Genomic DNA, 15745 nt, shown 5'->3' with positions numbered 1-15745 from the left:
GGCCATTTTAATGAAAATCGGAATTATCTGTGCAATGCCAGAAGAAATCAAAGATTTGCTGGCAGCAATGGATCACGACCAGGTACAAACTTTGACCGACAAAGATTACCATCAGGGTACCATCAAAGGCACTGATGTGGTGGTCGTCGAATCAGGCATTGGCAAAGTGGAAGCTGGCATCACAACCGAACACCTTATCAGTGAATTCCACGTTGATGTTGTCATCAACTCGGGTTCTGCTGGGGGCATCGGTGACGGCTTACACGTCGGGGACGTCGTTGTTTCGACTGAAACGGCCTACCACGACGTTGACGCTCGTGCCTTTAACTACGTCTATGGTCAGTTGCCACAGCAACCCGCAACCTTCAAGGCTTCACCGGCCTGGGTTGCTCGTTTGATGAAGGCTGCTGATCAGACCGGCCTCAATGTTAAGAAGGGCTTGATTGTCTCTGGTGATCAATTTGTTGCCAGTAACGAGGCAATTGCCCAGATTAAGAAATACTTCCCTGAAGCACTGTCTGCCGAAATGGAAGGTGCAGCTGTCGGTCAGGTAGCAAACGACCACAAAATTCCGTACGTCGTTGTCCGTGCCATGTCAGATACCGGTGATGATGATGCCGGAGTCAGTTTTGACCAGTTCATCGTCGATGCGGGTCGTCGTTCGGCCAAAATGCTATTGGCTATGTTTGATAATTTAAAGGAGGACTAGTATGAGCGAGATTTATCTCGACAATGCCGCAACAACACCGATGTTGCCAGAAGTTCGCCAGACTTTGCTAGACAACCTGAAAAATAACTGGGGTAATGCTTCAACTGGCTATTCATATGGCCGGGAAGCTAAGCGGGTACTAGAAGACAGCCGCCACGTGATTGCCCAGAGTATCAATGCTTTAGATAGTGAAATCGTCTTTACTAGTGGTGGCAGCGAAAGCGATAACACCGCTATTTTACAGACGGCTTTGGCTCGCCAAAATGAAGGCAAACACATCATTACTACCGCGATTGAACATGAAGCGGTTTTGCGCACTTGCCAGTACTTGGAAAAGCTAGGGTTTAAGATCACGTATCTACCGGTTGACGAAAACGGGGTCATTTCTATGGACGACCTAAAAGCAGCTTTGGATGATGAAACGATTTTGGTTTCTGTCATGATGGGCAACAATGAGGTTGGTTCCGTCATGCCGATCCACGAAATCGGAGAACTCTTAAAGGACCACCAGGCTTGGTTTCACACCGATGCTGTGCAGGCTTACGGCTTGCTCGATATTGACGTTAAGCGCGATCACATCGACATGTTGTCGACGTCGGCTCATAAACTCAACGGCCCTAAAATGATGGGCTTTTTGTACCGGCGGGAAGGCATTTCTTTCCCGAGTTTCGTTAAGGGTGGCGACCAGGAAACTAAGCGCCGGGCTGGTACCGAAAACGGTCCGGGAATCGCAGCCTTTGCTAAGGCGGTTTCCATCGTCACTCCGGAAGAAAAGCACCGTCGTCAGGCTAAGTACAACGGCTTTAAGCACCAAATTGTCGATGGCCTGAAAGCCAACGGAATTGATGTCGAAGTCAACGGTACAATTGCTGAAGATAACTTGAATCACGTTCTCAACCTGTGGATCAAGGGAATCCCAACAGAGATTATGCAGGCCAACCTTGATTTGGATGGCTTCGCTGTTTCTGGTGGATCTGCTTGCACGGCCGGCAATGTTGAACCATCCCATGTCTTAACAGCAATGTACGGTTCCGATAGTCCACGCATCAGAGAATCAATTCGGATTTCCTTTGGTGTCATGAACACGACTGAACAGATTGAAAACCTTGTCGCTGACATCACCAAGCTGGTCAAGCGCATTCAGAAGGAGTGATAGCATGCCATACAGCAAATCAGTGCGGGTCATGGGCGACTCTGATACCTATACGATCAGTCCCGAGATTAAAGAATACACGCTGAGTGACCTCGGCTTTACTAAGTCACGCCGTGGCACTTTTGAATATGAAGGTAGTTTAGACCGGAAATCTCCATTTCGTCCGGCAGCTAAATTGAAGATCTGGGTAGCCCCTGAATTGGATGGCTTCAAGATGGAGACGGTCAACGGACCAGGTACGACCAAGATCAATATCTTTAAGGGCGCTCGTTCGGATGAGTTTGTTCTCCAGTACCACTTTATTTTGGACGAGATGGTGGAGCGCCATATCTTTGACAAAAAGTAAGGAATTCTTGAAAGAAGGCCGCGTTGCCTGCTACAATGAGTAGCACTGGCATCGCGACCTTCAATCGTTGATGAACAGAATTCTCACGAAATGATGGTGATATTATGACAGAGGATCACAGTCATACCCGCGTCGTCGTCGGGATGAGTGGCGGGGTCGATTCATCGGTGACCGCGCTCTTGCTCAAACGGCAGGGTTATGACGTCGTCGGCGTGTTCATGAAAAACTGGGACGACACCGACGAAAACGGGGTTTGTACGGCGACAGTCGATTATGAAGACGTCGCTAAGGTAGCAAGTAAGATTGGCATTCCTTACTTCTCCGTCAACTTTGAGAAGGAGTACTGGGACCGGGTCTTCACTTACTTCCTGGATGAATACAAAAAGGACCGGACGCCCAACCCAGATGTTATCTGCAATAAAGAAATTAAGTTTAAGGCTTTCCTGGACTACGCCAAGAAGTTGGGCGCTGACTACATTGCGACGGGTCACTATGCTGACCTGCGGCGTGATGCAGACGGCAATATGCATTTGATGCGGGCCAAGGACCAAAACAAGGACCAGACTTACTTTCTCAGTCAATTGGACCATGAGCAGTTGGATAAAGTGCTTTTTCCACTGGCTCATTACACGAAGCCGGAAGTGCGGCAAATCGCACGTGAAGCAGGTCTTGCGACGGCAGATAAGAAAGATTCTGTCGGCATCTGCTTTATTGGTGAAGATGGTCACTTCCGTGAATTCATTTCCCATTATCTGCCAGCCCAACCAGGTAAGATGGAGACCTTGGATGGTAAAGTCGTTGGCCAACATGATGGCCTGATGTACTACACGATTGGTCAACGGCGGGGCCTTGGCCTCGGTGGCAATCGTCACAGCAATGCCCCATGGTTTGTCGTCGGCAAGGACCAATCAAAGAACGTCCTTTACGTTGGCCAGGGTTACCATAACCCAGCACTATATGCTACTCACCTCGAAGCATCTGATATTCACTGGGTAGATGACGTGGTCAGCCGTTATGGGACTGAATTCCACTGCACGGCGAAGTTCCGTTACCGTCAGAAGGACGTCGGTGTTTCTGTGAAGATCGATGGCCCGCAAGTGACGGTGAAATTTGATGAGCCGGCGCGCGCCATTACTCCGGGCCAAGCAGTTGTCTTCTACGACGGTCAGGAGTGCCTCGGCAGTGCGATCATTGATCGTGCCTACAACGAGAGCAAGAGGTTGCAGTATGTATAATCGGAGTGCGACACCACTCGAAGAGAGCCCGGCGATCTAACCTAGAACGAGAAGTCGGCATTGTAAATGTCGGCTTTCGTTCGTAGTTAGATGCTTAGGGCTCTGCGTGGTGGAGCACGTTATCAGTGCTGCAAATGCAAAATTAAGTTCAGGCTGGGAGACGCAACTTTCCCGGCCTTTCTTGTTATCAAATATTACATCCATAAGACATCTGCCGAAATTCGTCCCCTAATCACCAAAACTCTGTTATCATAGATAAAGAATGCATGTTTGAAGGGAGCCTGCTTAGTCATAATGACAAATTTTTATTTTATTCGGCACGGTAAGACGGAGTGGAACTTACAATCCCGCTACCAAGGAGCACACGGCGATTCTCCTTTATTGCCCGAAAGTTACCACGAAATTGAGTTGCTGGCCAAATTCCTAGCACCGGTTCCTTTCGTCCATGCTTACGCTAGTCCGATCAAGCGTGCTCGCACCACCGCTGAATGCTTGGTTAAGGACTTGCCCGGCGACGTTCCTTTGACTCTAGACAGTCGTCTCCGTGAATTTGACCTCGGCAAAATGGAGGGAATGAAGTTCACGAAGGTCGAAGAAAAATGGCCGGGAGTCGAACAGAACTTTCATTACCACGCTGATCGCTATGATGAAAAGATTGTCGATGGTGAAAGTTTTCCCGCCGTTATCAAGCGGATGGGGAAAGCGGTTCGTGAGTACGCCCGTGATTATCCTGATGATGCCAATGTTTTGATTGTTTCTCATGGGGCGGCATTGAATGCAGGTATCAACGGACTGCTAGGGGTTGATTTAGCACACTTGAAGGATCGCGGCGGCTTATCCAATACTTCGACCACGATTTTAACTACTGACGACGCTGATCATTTCCGGCTCAAAGTGTGGAATGAAACCGACTACCTGCACAAGACAAAGGTAGATCCAACCGATACGATTTAATAGTTGGGAGGCAGAATAATGGCCAATAACGAAAAAGAAAAACAGAAGCGTGAAACTACGAAGCTCGTACACCGGTTGATTGGGGCAATCGATGAACATCCGGACCAAGTAAATAACTACTATGACCTGGGATCTCTGCTGACCCGGCTCCAATCTTATGACCAAGCCGAAGAACTGTTCATGAAGGCTTTGGGCATCTTTGAAAAAAAGGACGACAAAGAAGCAATCAATTTGCTGAATTACGGCCTGGGAAATGTCTATTACACGGTCGGCAAGATCAAGAGTGCACTTGAATATTACAATAAGATCGATGATCCAAAATTGAAGGCCGATTCTTATTTGATGATGTCCCAGAGCTACATGAAGGAAAAACAGTACAAACAGGCCATTGCTTATGGTTTGACTGCACTGGAGCTGCGTCCGAATGATGCTGAAATCAACCAGGTGCTTGGTGATTCCTTCCTGGCTCTCGGTGAATTTGAACAAGCCCGGGGATATTACGACCGCATTCTGAAACACCACCCAGGACGGGCCGATACCCAGTTCAACCGTGGCTTGGTAGCGATGGTTCTCGGTGAGGATTATCACAATTACTTGGAACAGGCACAGCAACTCAACCCTGACTACTATGCCAAGAGCGAGAAACGCATTTCTGATATCGAAAACTTCTTACGTCAGCAAGGCGGTCAAAGCGATGACAAGTAGACAAAATAATCAATCGGCTGCTGCGGGCCAGGAAACCATTACTGGCAAACCGCAACAGTCGATTTTTTCAGCTAGTGATAGTTTTTATAAAGTTATCCGTCTGTCCAGTGGCGACGTGGTGGTCGGCGACTTTGGCGAACTCTCTGAAGGTGCCGAATACGAATTCACCGGCACCTGGGTCAAGCACCGGCGTTTTGGTAACCAGTTCAAGGTGTCATCGTATAAGCGATTGGTCAATGGGGGCGGATCCTACGAGAAAGTCCTCACTTACCTGCGCGACCGCAACGTTTCTGAGCCCTTAGCTAAAAGAATTGCCAAGAAACTTGGTAAGAATGCTTTGCAAATGATCGTCGACAATCCGGCATGCCTCGATCAAATTAAAATGTCGGAAAAGCAGCGCCAGCGGGTTTTTGCCGCCCTCAAATTGGGGAGTGCCGATGACTATGTTGTCCGGCAAATCATCCAGGCCGGTTTTACTTCTAACCAAGCGCGTGATCTCTACACCCGCTTTGGTGCGAAATCTATGAAGGTGATCAAGAAGGAACCATATCGTTTGATTCGTGAAGTCTTCGGTCTGACCTTCAGCAAGGTGGACCAGTTGGCTAAGCAAGAAGGGATTGCCGGAGATAGTCCCCAACGGTTGACGGCGGCGCTTCTTCAGACATCTTACAATCTGACGATGGAGTCTGGTGGGACCTATTGTCCGCTTGACCAACTGATCGAACAGACTAGCCGCATGCTGGGGGATCGCTCTTTACAGGCTCAGCTCAAGACGATGTTGCAGGGTTCAGAAGGTAAGAAACTGCTCTACGTTAATGATAAAGATGAGGTATACCCCAAGCCTTTACATGATGCTGAAAAGCGAATTGCTAATGATTTGGCGAGTCTTCAGAAGGCTGGTGAGGCGCGCGACTTTGCTACGGATAAGGAAGCTGACAAGGCACTGGCAAAGGAAAGCAAGCGTCTCGGTTTTTCACTTGATGACCAGCAGCAAGCGGCTGTTAAACTGGCGTTGCAGCAGCCAATTGCTTTGATCACTGGTGGCCCCGGTACCGGTAAGACGACGATCATCCGTGCCATCATCGACACTTTCATGGCTACTTATGGCTGTGGTGAAAAGGACATCACGCTGGCGGCCCCGACTGGCCGTGCAGCTAAGCGCATGGGTGAGGCTACGGGAATGGATGCCTTTACCATCCACCATATCCTGGGTTTAACTGGCCGTGAGCTGCCGACCCAAATGGAAGTCAAGGAAAGTCTGAAGGCCCGCCTGGTGATCATTGATGAGATGTCAATGGTCGACACCTTGCTCTTCCATGCACTGACGAGTGCGCTCGGCACGAAAACCACGCTCGTGTTGGTTGGGGATGCTGATCAACTGCCATCAGTGGGTCCCGGCCAGGTTTTTCGCGATTTACTGTCGTTTGATCAATTGCCACAAATTCGCCTGGAGCACATTTATCGTCAAGACGTCAATTCGACGATCGTCTCTTTCGCACACGCCATTAATCAGGGAAAATTGCCTGATCACTGGACGGTCCACCAACCGGATCGCTCATTTGTTAAATGTAATCCTTACCAGTTGGCGGCAACCGTCAACTACCTGGTTAAATGGGGACGGCAACAGGGCTTTTCGCTCAATGACATCGAAGTGTTAGCCCCGATGTACCGCGTCAACGGCGGGATTAACGACATCAATACCTTCGTTCAAGCTTCACAAAATCCTGACAGTGAAGGCAGTGCTAAGGTGATTTTTGGCCGGGAAAACGAGCATGTCTTCAAAGTCGGCGATAAAGTCATCCAGACGACCAACGACACCGATAAAGAGGTCTTTAACGGTGACATGGGCATCATCAAAGTGATCGAAAGCAAGGATAATGATCCAGTTTTGCGAGGGCAGAATGCTTCGATGACCGTCGACTTCGATGGTCATGAGGTTCACTACAACGTCTTTGAGTGGAAGAGCGAGCTGGCTCTCGCATACTGTGTCTCCATTCATAAGTCCCAGGGTAGTGAATTTCCAATGGTAATCTTACCGCTGGTGATGAGCGAACGAACGATGCTGCGGCGCAACCTGTTGTATACGGCTGTCACGCGGGCATCTAAGATTTTGATTATGGTTGGGGACGAGCAAGCCTTCGTCACGGCGACGGGCCAACCAGATGAGAATCGGGCGACGACTTTGCCACAGAGGTTGGTAGATGCATGGTCAGATTTATTCGGCACTGCCGGTACAGTTGTAGCACGACGGTCAGTAAAAACGGCTCGCTCCGCGGATTCTGGTGGTCAGGACGAACCTGTGCATTCATCTGCTGCCAATCCTGCCACGCTGCAGCATGATAATGAAAAGCATCAACAGCCAGCACCGCAACCTATCCATCGTGCAATCAAAGCACACACTGCTGGTCACCGCCTGACACCCGAGATGGTTAAGAACCAAGAAATTGATCCGATGATCGGCATGGGTGACCTGACACCGGTCGACTTCAAAAAGAATTGAGTCTTTCCGCGATCTCTTGCCGCAGTAAGGATGAAAGATGATACAATAGTAGCGTAATCTAAATTACCCAGTCATGGTGAGGAGCAAAAAAATGAGTACAATTGAAAATGCCGATAAAGTTCGCTTATTTGCGTTGAATTCCAACCCAGAATTGGCTAGCAAAGTGGCCGATAAGATGGGCCTGCCACTCAATAAATGCAAGGTCAGTCACTTCGCTGACGGCGAAATTTCGGTAGAGATTGAGGATAGTGTCCGGGGATGTGAAGTTTACGTTATCCAGTCCGTTTCCGATCCGGTTAACACTAACTTGATGGAACTGCTGATTATGGTTGATGCTCTGCGGCGTGCTAGTGCAGCGGAAATCAACGTCGTGATGCCTTACTATGGTTACGCTCGTCAGGATCGCAAGGCCCGTTCACGTGAACCAATTACGGCTAAATTGGTGGCTAACTTATTAGAGATGGACAAGATCAACCGGCTGATCACCATTGACCTTCACGCTTCGCAGGTTCAAGGATTCTTCGATATTCCGGTGGACCACCTGATTGCGGCACCGCTGTTAGCTTCATACTTTATCCAACACCAGTTGACGGACAACGTTGTGCTGGTTGCTCCTGATCATGCGGGGGTTTCATTGACTCGTAAATTTGCCGAATTCATCAACGTACCGATTGCCATCGTCGACAACCGTGATGATAGCAAGCACGAAGGTCAGCAGGAAGATGATGATTTTGCTGATACGGTGATCGGCGATGTCAAAGGCAAGAATTGTATCATCGTTGATGATATCGTTGATACTGGAACGCGGCTGTCTGCTTGTGCCAAGGTTCTGAAGAAGTTCGGTGCACTGGACATTTATGCTGCTGCCACGCATGCTGTTTTCTCAGCTAACGCCACTGATATCATCGAACAGTCACCACTGAAGCGCCTGGTCGTTACTGATACAATCAAGATTCCTGAAGAAAAGCAGATCGATAAGCTGCGTGTCATTTCCGTGGCTACTTTGTTGAAGGAAGCAATGGTACGCAACCACAATCACCAGTCGATCGATTCGCTCTTCCATGGAACGATGGATATTGAAAAAGCTTAATAATAGCGATTCATTGTGTGAAATAAGCACTGACAGGAGTAAGTTCTGTCGGTGTTTTTTGTTCTCTTTACGTTGACATTTGTAAACGTAAGTCCTAAACTAATCATCGTAAGGTTTACAAACGTAAACGAAAAAGAACACACATCAACGGAGGCTTCATCATGACACAAATTTTGACTCTAATCATTGGCATCATCTTGATCATCGCTTTGCTCTGGTGGTTCTTTGGCAAGCACGAAACAACAACTGGTCAATCTCAAATTAAGAATGGTAGCCAGGAATCAACTGTCGTTGTGAAGGGTGGCTACTCTCCCCAGACGGTGATTCTCAAGAAGGGCGTCCCGGCTAAGATCAAGTTCGACATGCAAGATTCTACGGCTTGCCTTTCGCACGTCGTCTTTGATTCGCTGGGCGTGAATAAGGACCTGACAAAGCAGCGTTACACGGAAGTGAACATCCCAACCGACAAGGCCGGGGAAATCAACTACGCTTGCGGAATGGACATGTTTCACGGGAAGGTGGTCGTCAAGTGATGAAACACCTTACTAGTACCCAGCGTTTTTGGATCTGTCTGGTCCTAGCGTTGCCACTATTTATCCAGATGGTGGGGATGCTCTTTCACTGGATGATGCCGGGATATTCCTGGATTGCGCTGGTCACCACGACGCTGATCATTTTGATCGGGGCCTTACCATACTGGCAAAGTGCGCGGAGTGCTTTTCTGCAGCACAACGCCAATATGAATACGTTAGTGGCTGTCGGTACCGGGGTGGCATACTTTTATAGCCTGTTTGCCATGGCGACAGGTCGTGACGTTTATTTTGAGAGTGCTGCCTTTATCACGGTTTTCGTCATGCTTGGCGATATGCTGGAAGAACAATCGCACCGGCAAGCCACTAATTCTCTGAAGAAGCTGGTAGGTCTGCAGGTCAAAGCTGCCGATGTCATTCGCGGTGGCAAGACCGTCCGCGTTCCACTTGACCAGGTGCAAGTGGGCGACTTGATGGTCGTCAAACCAGGAGCCAAGGTGCCGGTTGACGGAGTAATCACAAAGGGCGCCAGTTCCGTTGATGAATCGATGGTTACTGGCGAAAGCATGCCGGTGGAAAAGGCTACTGGTGATGAAGTCGTCGGTTCAACGATCAATCTCAACGGTGCTCTAACGGTTAAGGCTACCAAAGTTGGCCAGGATACAATGTTGGCGCAAATCGTCCAGATGGTTAAGCAGGCACAGACCAGTCATGCACCGATCCAGAAGTTGACCGACCGTGTTTCGGGTATTTTTGTGCCCACTATCTTGATTATCGCGATCATTACCTTTGTCGTTTGGGATGCTTTGATTGGGGTTCCAGCTACCAAAGCGATGCTCTTTGCGGTTGCCACACTGGTAGTGGCTTGTCCTTGTGCACTCGGTCTGGCAACGCCGACTGCTCTGATGGTGGGGACTGGTCGCGCTGCCCGTATGGGGGTCCTGATTAAAAACGGCCAGGCTCTGCAAGAAATGAACGATGTGAAGACGATTGTTTTTGATAAAACCGGGACCATTACTGCTGGCCAACCGGTCGTCACTGACGTGATCGGGGATCGCAATCAGGTTTTGACCCTTGCCAATGCCCTGGAAGCAGATTCTGATCACCCCCTGGCCCAGGCGGTACAGCGGGCTGCTAAAAAGGATGGAGTGTCACCAGCATCAGTAAGTGACTTTGAAAACATCTCAGGCCAGGGCCTGCGCGGCACGATAGACGGTAAACCAATCTTTGTGGGTAACGCGCGTTTGGCAGGTTCGGCTCTCGACAGTAAAATGAAGACTGCAGCTACTAAGTTGCAAAACGAAGCCAAGACCGTGATTATGGTTGGTCGGGCCAATCAGGTGATCGGTTTGATTGCTATCCAGGATACACCGCGTACATCATCAAAGATGGTAATGGACGAATTGAAGAACGCGGGTATCGAGCCGGTGATGCTGACGGGTGATAATGAACGAGTTGCCCGGCAAATCGCTAGTGAAGTCGGTATCGACCACGTCATTGCTAATGTGCTGCCCAACGAAAAAGCCGATCACGTTGCAGCATTGCAACAGGACGGGCAAAAAGTTGCTTTTGTCGGGGATGGAATTAATGATGCACCCGCCTTGACGATGGCCAATGTTGGCATCGCCATGGGCAAGGGCACCGAAATTGCGGTCGAATCTGGCGACATCGTGCTGGTCAAAAATGACCTGGTTGGCGTCCTTCAAGCTATCGAAATGAGTAAGAAGACCTTTAGTCGCATTAAACTCAACCTCTTCTGGGCGTTGATTTACAATCTGATTGGGGTGCCAATCGCTGCTGGCCTCTTTGTGGGCTGGGGCTTGCAGCTAAGCCCTGAGCTGGCGGCTCTCGCGATGGCCTTTTCTTCCGTTTCGGTCGTCACTTCGTCGTTGCTACTGAACAAAGTTCACTTACGATCCGCACGTCTCACAGCTAAGACTGCATAGTGAAGTTTTCCATAATAAAAGCAGGAGCCATCGCTGACTCCTGCTTTTTTGCGTTTATGCTAATTTAATCTTACCGTGATGGTGGGACTTTAATTTCAGCTTCCTGAAAAGGGAGGTGAGCTCGTCTTGACGCTGGGTTTGGGGGATGAAGATGCCCATCTTTTCCTTGTCAAAGCCCGTCACCATTTTGCGATCGTTGAAGATAATCGGATTCTTTAGAATGTGGGGACTCGTTTGAATGGCGGCGGTGAGTTCGTTAATCGTGACGGTATCACGATCCATCTTCAGTTTTTTGGTTTCGCGGGAACGTTTGGAAATCAGGTCATCCGTACCGTTGAGGGACAATGCCAATAACTGCTGGATTTCGGCCACACTGAGCGGCTCTTTTTCCAGATTACGCATATGAATTGCGAGGCCGTGCCCACTAAGCCATTTCACGGCCTTACGGTTTGACGGATCGTTAGTGTGGTAATAAAGATTGACCATGTTCCCACTTCCCTTTATCTCATTAAAACTATTTTAACAAGACAGAAGTAGAAAAACGATTTTAGGATGATTATTAATAAATTCTTTAACTAAAGTTCAAAGTTGAACCGAATTTAATTATTTTAAAAGAATCTTAATAACTGTTATGACTCGTTAAAAAAGCCGTTCTGATGCTCTTTTTTTGCTTCGATAGTTATCGTTTTGCAAAATCGACCACCTGTTCGCTGTGCAAGCGTTGTCGATAATGATAATCTTAATTTTAGCGTGACTCATTGTGTCATTTGAGTTGCGACATGAATTAAAGAGGGTGTTTAATGATGAACAAACTTGCCAAACCAGCAAGAAAACAGTCCAAGGTTCACCGATCTTTACTGCTCGGTTCATTCTCGGCACTGGGCTTGCTGGCAGTTTCGACTGTCACAGCCGGAGCTAAGGCTGTTAATGTCGGAACAGGCGATACAGTATGGGGGATTGCCCAACGCGAGGGTTTATCAACCACCAAAATTGAACAGGCTAATCCATCAATTAACCGCGTAAGTAATAGTATTGACTTGATCTTTGCTGGTCAACAGTTGCAATTGCCAACTGCTGCTAATTTGAATCAATCATTGTCACAACAAGGACTGTACACGGTCCAGAAGGGTGACACTTTGAGTCGAATCGCCAAGCGTTTCCACGTCACCGTTGCTCAACTGAAGACCTGGAACCACTTGAATAATGACCTGATTTACGTTGGTCAGCAGTTAGCTGTCAACGCTGATGCAGCAGAATCAGTGACGCCAGCAGTTGACACGCAGGTTGCGCCTACTGAAGAAGTCGCTGTACCAACTGAAAACGCCACGGTGGCAGTTCAACCGGAGACGACAGTGAGTGAACAACCTGCTGCCAGCCAGGCACCAGTCAGTGCCGCTACAGCTAGCGAAGCTGCTGCTTCATCTGAAGCTCCAGTCCAGTCTGTAGCACCTGCCCAGTCACAATCGACTGCAAGCAGTGATGCTCCTGCTGCTTCTTCAGCTGCGACATCAGATGTTGCTGCCAGTTCTGCTGCTCAATCACTGACTAGTGACAGCACAGTTGCCAGCGCCAGCCAAGATGCCCAAAGTCAAGAAGTAGCCCAACAGCCGGCTGCAGCAGATGAAAATGCTGAACCTGCTGCCCAGAGTGCTAGTGCTGCCACATCAACTGCTTCCGCAGCTCCGGCTCAATCCGTTGCTGCTAGCTCCGCCCAAAACACGCAGACGTTGAATGTGCAGGCGAGCCAGACTAATAACGCAGCTAACTGGTCACAATTATTTGGTACTTCCTTCGTTGAAGTACCAGCCCAGTCAGCCACACAGACTGTTCAAACCAGCCAAACTGCTAGTGCTGCCACCCAAACTGCGCAGGTTAGCCAAACTGCCAGTGTTGCTAGTCAGTCTGCGCAAGTTAACCAGACTGCAAGCACCGCAAACACTCAGTCGGCTCAGGCTCCTGTCAGTCAGTCAGCACAGTCAACGGCTGCTCAGCCAAGTCAGGCCCAATCTCAACAGACTAGTCAGGCAACCAGCCAAAGCACTTCTGCTGCTTCCAACAGCTCTGATCTGCAAAGTGGTTCTGTTGTCTCATTGGCTGTGAAGTTAGCTAACAGCAACATTCCTTACGTTTGGGGTGGCAACAGCCTCAGCGGGATGGATTGCTCCGGCTTGGTTGACTACGTCTACGCTCATGCCACTGGCAAGCAATTGCCACACTACACGGTATCGCTGGAAAGCTGCGTTAACCAGCATCCGGTTTCCCAAGCACAAGCTGGGGACCTTCTGTTCTGGGGCCAGCACGGCGCTACCTACCACACGGCGATTTACATCGGCAATAACCAGTACGTGGCTGCACCACAACCTGGTGAGAACGTTCAGATCCAGTCGATCAGCCAGTACTTCATGCCAAGCTTTGCCGGGACGGTAAAGTAGGATGACATTGCAATTATTGGTGTTTTAGTTTTCAAAGAAAAATGGTTGGGATTTGTGTCCCAACCATTTTTTTACTTTTCCGGTACCATCCAAAACGGATAGTGTTCCGTCTTAAAACTGATGTCGACAAAGCGGTTGCCCATCTCTTGGCCGTCCGTCTGGCCAAATTCCAGCGAAGAGGTTGAGTAGTGCAGCTTTTTGCCCCGGTAAACGTGGGCGTAGCGCGAACGCGCAAGTGATCCCCGGGCAAATTTCCAACACTGCATGGCAGTCAGTGGCCAGCCGCGCCGTTCAGCAACCAGTAATTCCAGCTGGTCTTCATCAACTGACATGTCCGGAGCAATTCGAAAACCACCGCCGATGAAGGGATGATTGCTGACAATGACCATGTACGCTTTGGGGTAGAGGTCGTGGTGCCGACCGTTTTCTACCATTAAAGTGAACGGTTGTTGGTTATAGAGGACGCTGATCGCGTTAGCAAGATACGACATCGAGCCGACGTGGGCGTGGTTAAGTCGCTTTTTGGCTTTCGAGGCGTTCGTCCGACTGACAATGGCGGCATCAAAGCCGATGCCGACGTTATTGAGGAAGTAGGCATGTTCACCCTTGATGGCTTCTTCATATTCCCCAATGCAGGTTTTGTAGGCATGCTGAGCAGACAGAACTTGTTGTAAGGCTTTTTGCGGATCTTGCGACAAGCCAAAGCCCCGAGCGAAGTCGTTACCCGTCCCCGCTGGAATATAAGCCAGTGGCAGACGCTCGTCGTAGGGGTCGCGGGGCCCCATTAAGCCATTCAACGCCTCATGGAGGGTGCCATCGCCACCGATAACCAGAACTGCTTCGGCATCGACCTGGCCGCGACGTTGTTCTTGCAATTTACGCGTCATATAGGTCGCGTGACCAGCGTAGCGGGTGAAGTGGGCGGTGTAATCAATGCCTTGCTGCTGCAATTGTGGTTCAATTTGTTTCCACACCTGCAGTCCGCGCCCGGAGCCGGCGATTCTGTTGACAATTACCGTAAAGTGCACGGCCATTTCCTTCCTCTCCATTATTATTAGGGCAACACATGAAAAAACCGGGGACTGCTTGTCCCCGGTAGATCTGATAAAGCAGCCTTAGAACTTAGTCATCTTAAAGTTCGGGTCCTTTTTTTCAAATTCTAAGGATTTTTCATCGAGGAGTTCGATGAATTCGATGCTGTATTCAGTCTTGTTTTCGACAGTTTGCCGTGCCTCAGCTTCTGAATCAGCTTCCATGTAAAGGACGTGTGTGTTTTCCCGACGTGGCGTGGCGGTCTTAGTTGGTTGATAATAAACTTTAAAAGTCATTTTCAAACTCCTCACATCATTATTCTTAATCAATCAACATATTATTCTATCACAACTAGGAACAATTGTCGTGGTATTTACCGTGTGGTATCCTAAAAGAAGAATAAAAGGTTTTCATAAAGCTTGGAGTTGGACACTATGAGTATTGTCATGACAATTATTGCGGTCCTCTTGATTATTGGACTGATTTACTACACCATTCACCGTTTGCTGGTTAACCGCGCTACTATCATGTTGCGGAATCGGGCCCGGGACACGACCGACACGGCGGTCCGATCTTGCCTGCGCCAGTTGCTGGGGGATGACCAGTTAGAAGTAAAGACCTCTGAGCAGGTGGCTGATGTTTGGGGCAAAGGCGTGATGGCCTTTGAGTACACCCTGCCGATGGATCAGTTGGGTGACTGGAAGGATAAGCTGGACGTCACCAAGCTTGATCAGTCGCTCAATGATTATGCCAGTAACAACGGGATTGTAGCAGTGGCTGGCGCGGAGCATGCCTTTGTCGTCAGCGACTGGTGGACCTATGAGCACTTGCTACATATCGACGTGGCCTATGTGATGAACGAAGCAACGCGTGAGTACGTCACTGATTTAAAGAAGGTTGCTAAGTCCCAGCATCAACCGATGGCATAACTTTGATGTATTAATAGGAAGAAAGTCAACTAGCAGTTCTGAAAAGGAGCTGCTAGTTTTTTTGTTAGCGATTACTTATCGATTGATATTTTTAAATTTCAATCGAGCGATCACTACATTTGAAAATTAATTTGAATCAAGATTACCACATTATAAATTATGCCTGAAAGTGTCAATTTTTGCA

15 protein-coding genes are annotated in these 15745 nt (G+C 48.9%); 12 read left to right on the top strand and 3 right to left on the bottom strand.

Annotation, left to right across the window (positions count from 1 at the left end; genetic code table 11):
* Positions 1–10: 10 nt before the first annotated feature.
* The 10 genes from AB3114_RS03485 to AB3114_RS03440 all read left to right on the top strand — a co-directional run bounded on the left by AB3114_RS03485 (position 11) and on the right by AB3114_RS03440 (position 11168).
* Positions 11–709 carry a 5'-methylthioadenosine/adenosylhomocysteine nucleosidase gene (locus AB3114_RS03485; protein ID WP_367341868.1) on the top strand — a complete coding sequence of 233 codons (699 nt, stop codon included), beginning with the start codon at positions 11–13 and terminating at the stop codon, positions 707–709.
* 1 nt (position 710) lies between these two features.
* Positions 711–1862 carry a cysteine desulfurase family protein gene (locus AB3114_RS03480; protein WP_367341867.1) on the top strand — a complete coding sequence of 384 codons (1152 nt, stop codon included), beginning with the start codon at positions 711–713 and terminating at the stop codon, positions 1860–1862.
* Positions 1863–1866: 4 nt separating this feature from the next.
* On the top strand, positions 1867–2208 hold the full coding sequence (locus tag AB3114_RS03475; protein WP_367341866.1) for a cysteine desulfurase: 342 nt from the start codon (positions 1867–1869) through the stop codon (positions 2206–2208).
* A gap of 104 nt (positions 2209–2312) precedes the next feature.
* On the top strand, positions 2313–3443 hold the full coding sequence (mnmA, locus tag AB3114_RS03470) for a tRNA 2-thiouridine(34) synthase MnmA (protein ID WP_367341865.1): 1131 nt from the start codon (positions 2313–2315) through the stop codon (positions 3441–3443).
* Positions 3444–3737: 294 nt separating this feature from the next.
* Positions 3738–4397 (top strand): histidine phosphatase family protein, encoded by a 660-nt coding sequence (locus tag AB3114_RS03465; protein WP_367341864.1) that lies wholly within the window; start codon positions 3738–3740, stop codon positions 4395–4397.
* An 18-nt stretch (positions 4398–4415) separates the two neighbouring features.
* On the top strand, positions 4416–5102 hold the full coding sequence (locus tag AB3114_RS03460) for a tetratricopeptide repeat protein (RefSeq protein WP_367341863.1): 687 nt from the start codon (positions 4416–4418) through the stop codon (positions 5100–5102).
* Entirely contained in the window at positions 5092–7602 is a 2511-nt protein-coding gene (locus AB3114_RS03455; protein ID WP_367341862.1) for an ATP-dependent RecD-like DNA helicase, read from the top strand. Before AB3114_RS03460 ends, AB3114_RS03455 begins: the two co-directional genes overlap by 11 nt.
* A gap of 91 nt (positions 7603–7693) precedes the next feature.
* Complete coding sequence (locus tag AB3114_RS03450) at positions 7694–8692, top strand: ribose-phosphate diphosphokinase (RefSeq protein WP_367341861.1); 999 nt, start codon at positions 7694–7696, stop codon at positions 8690–8692.
* Positions 8693–8853: 161 nt separating this feature from the next.
* A complete protein-coding gene (locus tag AB3114_RS03445; protein WP_367341860.1) occupies positions 8854–9225 on the top strand; it encodes a cupredoxin domain-containing protein in 372 nt (123 codons plus the stop codon).
* Positions 9225–11168, top strand: a complete 1944-nt coding sequence (locus tag AB3114_RS03440; RefSeq protein WP_367341859.1) for a copper-translocating P-type ATPase — start codon at positions 9225–9227, stop codon at positions 11166–11168. The genes AB3114_RS03445 and AB3114_RS03440 overlap by 1 nt, the downstream gene beginning before the upstream one ends.
* Before the next feature lie 54 nt (positions 11169–11222).
* On the opposite strand, the gene AB3114_RS03435 is transcribed toward AB3114_RS03440, so the two are convergent.
* On the bottom strand, positions 11223–11654 hold the full coding sequence (locus tag AB3114_RS03435; RefSeq protein ID WP_367341858.1) for an ArsC/Spx/MgsR family protein: 432 nt from the start codon (positions 11652–11654) through the stop codon (positions 11223–11225).
* 314 nt (positions 11655–11968) lie between these two features.
* Between AB3114_RS03435 and AB3114_RS03430 the strand changes: the two genes are divergently transcribed.
* Entirely contained in the window at positions 11969–13600 is a 1632-nt protein-coding gene (locus AB3114_RS03430) for a LysM peptidoglycan-binding domain-containing protein (RefSeq protein WP_367341857.1), read from the top strand.
* A gap of 71 nt (positions 13601–13671) precedes the next feature.
* Here AB3114_RS03430 and AB3114_RS03425 read toward each other — a convergent pair whose 3' ends face one another.
* Both AB3114_RS03425 and AB3114_RS03420 read right to left on the bottom strand, forming a co-directional pair.
* Positions 13672–14649, bottom strand: a complete 978-nt coding sequence (locus AB3114_RS03425; protein ID WP_367341856.1) for a diacylglycerol kinase family protein — start codon at positions 14647–14649, stop codon at positions 13672–13674.
* A 66-nt stretch (positions 14650–14715) separates the two neighbouring features.
* Complete coding sequence (locus AB3114_RS03420) at positions 14716–14928, bottom strand: DNA-directed RNA polymerase subunit epsilon (RefSeq protein ID WP_367341855.1); 213 nt, start codon at positions 14926–14928, stop codon at positions 14716–14718.
* Positions 14929–15066: 138 nt separating this feature from the next.
* Between AB3114_RS03420 and AB3114_RS03415 the strand changes: the two genes are divergently transcribed.
* Positions 15067–15561: a hypothetical protein gene (locus tag AB3114_RS03415; protein WP_367341854.1), complete on the top strand. Its 495-nt coding sequence runs from the start codon at positions 15067–15069 to the stop codon at positions 15559–15561.
* The last annotated feature ends 184 nt before the right edge of the window (positions 15562–15745 follow it).

This window comes from Limosilactobacillus sp., from assembly GCF_040772465.1.
Taxonomy (GTDB): domain Bacteria; phylum Bacillota; class Bacilli; order Lactobacillales; family Lactobacillaceae; genus Limosilactobacillus.
This window is presented reverse-complemented; position numbering and strand designations above follow the sequence as displayed.

Excerpts from the sequence above, each read along its gene's own strand:
- AB3114_RS03420 (WP_367341855.1), bottom strand. The coding sequence starts at position 14,928 with ATGACTTTTAAAGTTTATTATCAACCAACTAAGACCGCCACGCCACGT.
- AB3114_RS03475 (WP_367341866.1), top strand. The coding sequence starts at position 1,867 with ATGCCATACAGCAAATCAGTGCGGGTCATGGGCGACTCTGATACCTAT.
- AB3114_RS03435 (WP_367341858.1), bottom strand. The coding sequence starts at position 11,654 with ATGGTCAATCTTTATTACCACACTAACGATCCGTCAAACCGTAAGGCC.
- AB3114_RS03455 (WP_367341862.1), top strand. The coding sequence starts at position 5,092 with ATGACAAGTAGACAAAATAATCAATCGGCTGCTGCGGGCCAGGAAACC.
- AB3114_RS03465 (WP_367341864.1), top strand. The coding sequence starts at position 3,738 with ATGACAAATTTTTATTTTATTCGGCACGGTAAGACGGAGTGGAACTTA.
- AB3114_RS03485 (WP_367341868.1), top strand. The coding sequence starts at position 11 with ATGAAAATCGGAATTATCTGTGCAATGCCAGAAGAAATCAAAGATTTG.
- AB3114_RS03430 (WP_367341857.1), top strand. The coding sequence starts at position 11,969 with ATGATGAACAAACTTGCCAAACCAGCAAGAAAACAGTCCAAGGTTCAC.
- AB3114_RS03425 (WP_367341856.1), bottom strand. The coding sequence starts at position 14,649 with ATGGAGAGGAAGGAAATGGCCGTGCACTTTACGGTAATTGTCAACAGA.
- AB3114_RS03450 (WP_367341861.1), top strand. The coding sequence starts at position 7,694 with ATGAGTACAATTGAAAATGCCGATAAAGTTCGCTTATTTGCGTTGAAT.
- AB3114_RS03440 (WP_367341859.1), top strand. The coding sequence starts at position 9,225 with ATGAAACACCTTACTAGTACCCAGCGTTTTTGGATCTGTCTGGTCCTA.
- mnmA (WP_367341865.1), top strand. The coding sequence starts at position 2,313 with ATGACAGAGGATCACAGTCATACCCGCGTCGTCGTCGGGATGAGTGGC.
- AB3114_RS03480 (WP_367341867.1), top strand. The coding sequence starts at position 711 with ATGAGCGAGATTTATCTCGACAATGCCGCAACAACACCGATGTTGCCA.
- AB3114_RS03445 (WP_367341860.1), top strand. The coding sequence starts at position 8,854 with ATGACACAAATTTTGACTCTAATCATTGGCATCATCTTGATCATCGCT.
- AB3114_RS03415 (WP_367341854.1), top strand. The coding sequence starts at position 15,067 with ATGAGTATTGTCATGACAATTATTGCGGTCCTCTTGATTATTGGACTG.
- AB3114_RS03460 (WP_367341863.1), top strand. The coding sequence starts at position 4,416 with ATGGCCAATAACGAAAAAGAAAAACAGAAGCGTGAAACTACGAAGCTC.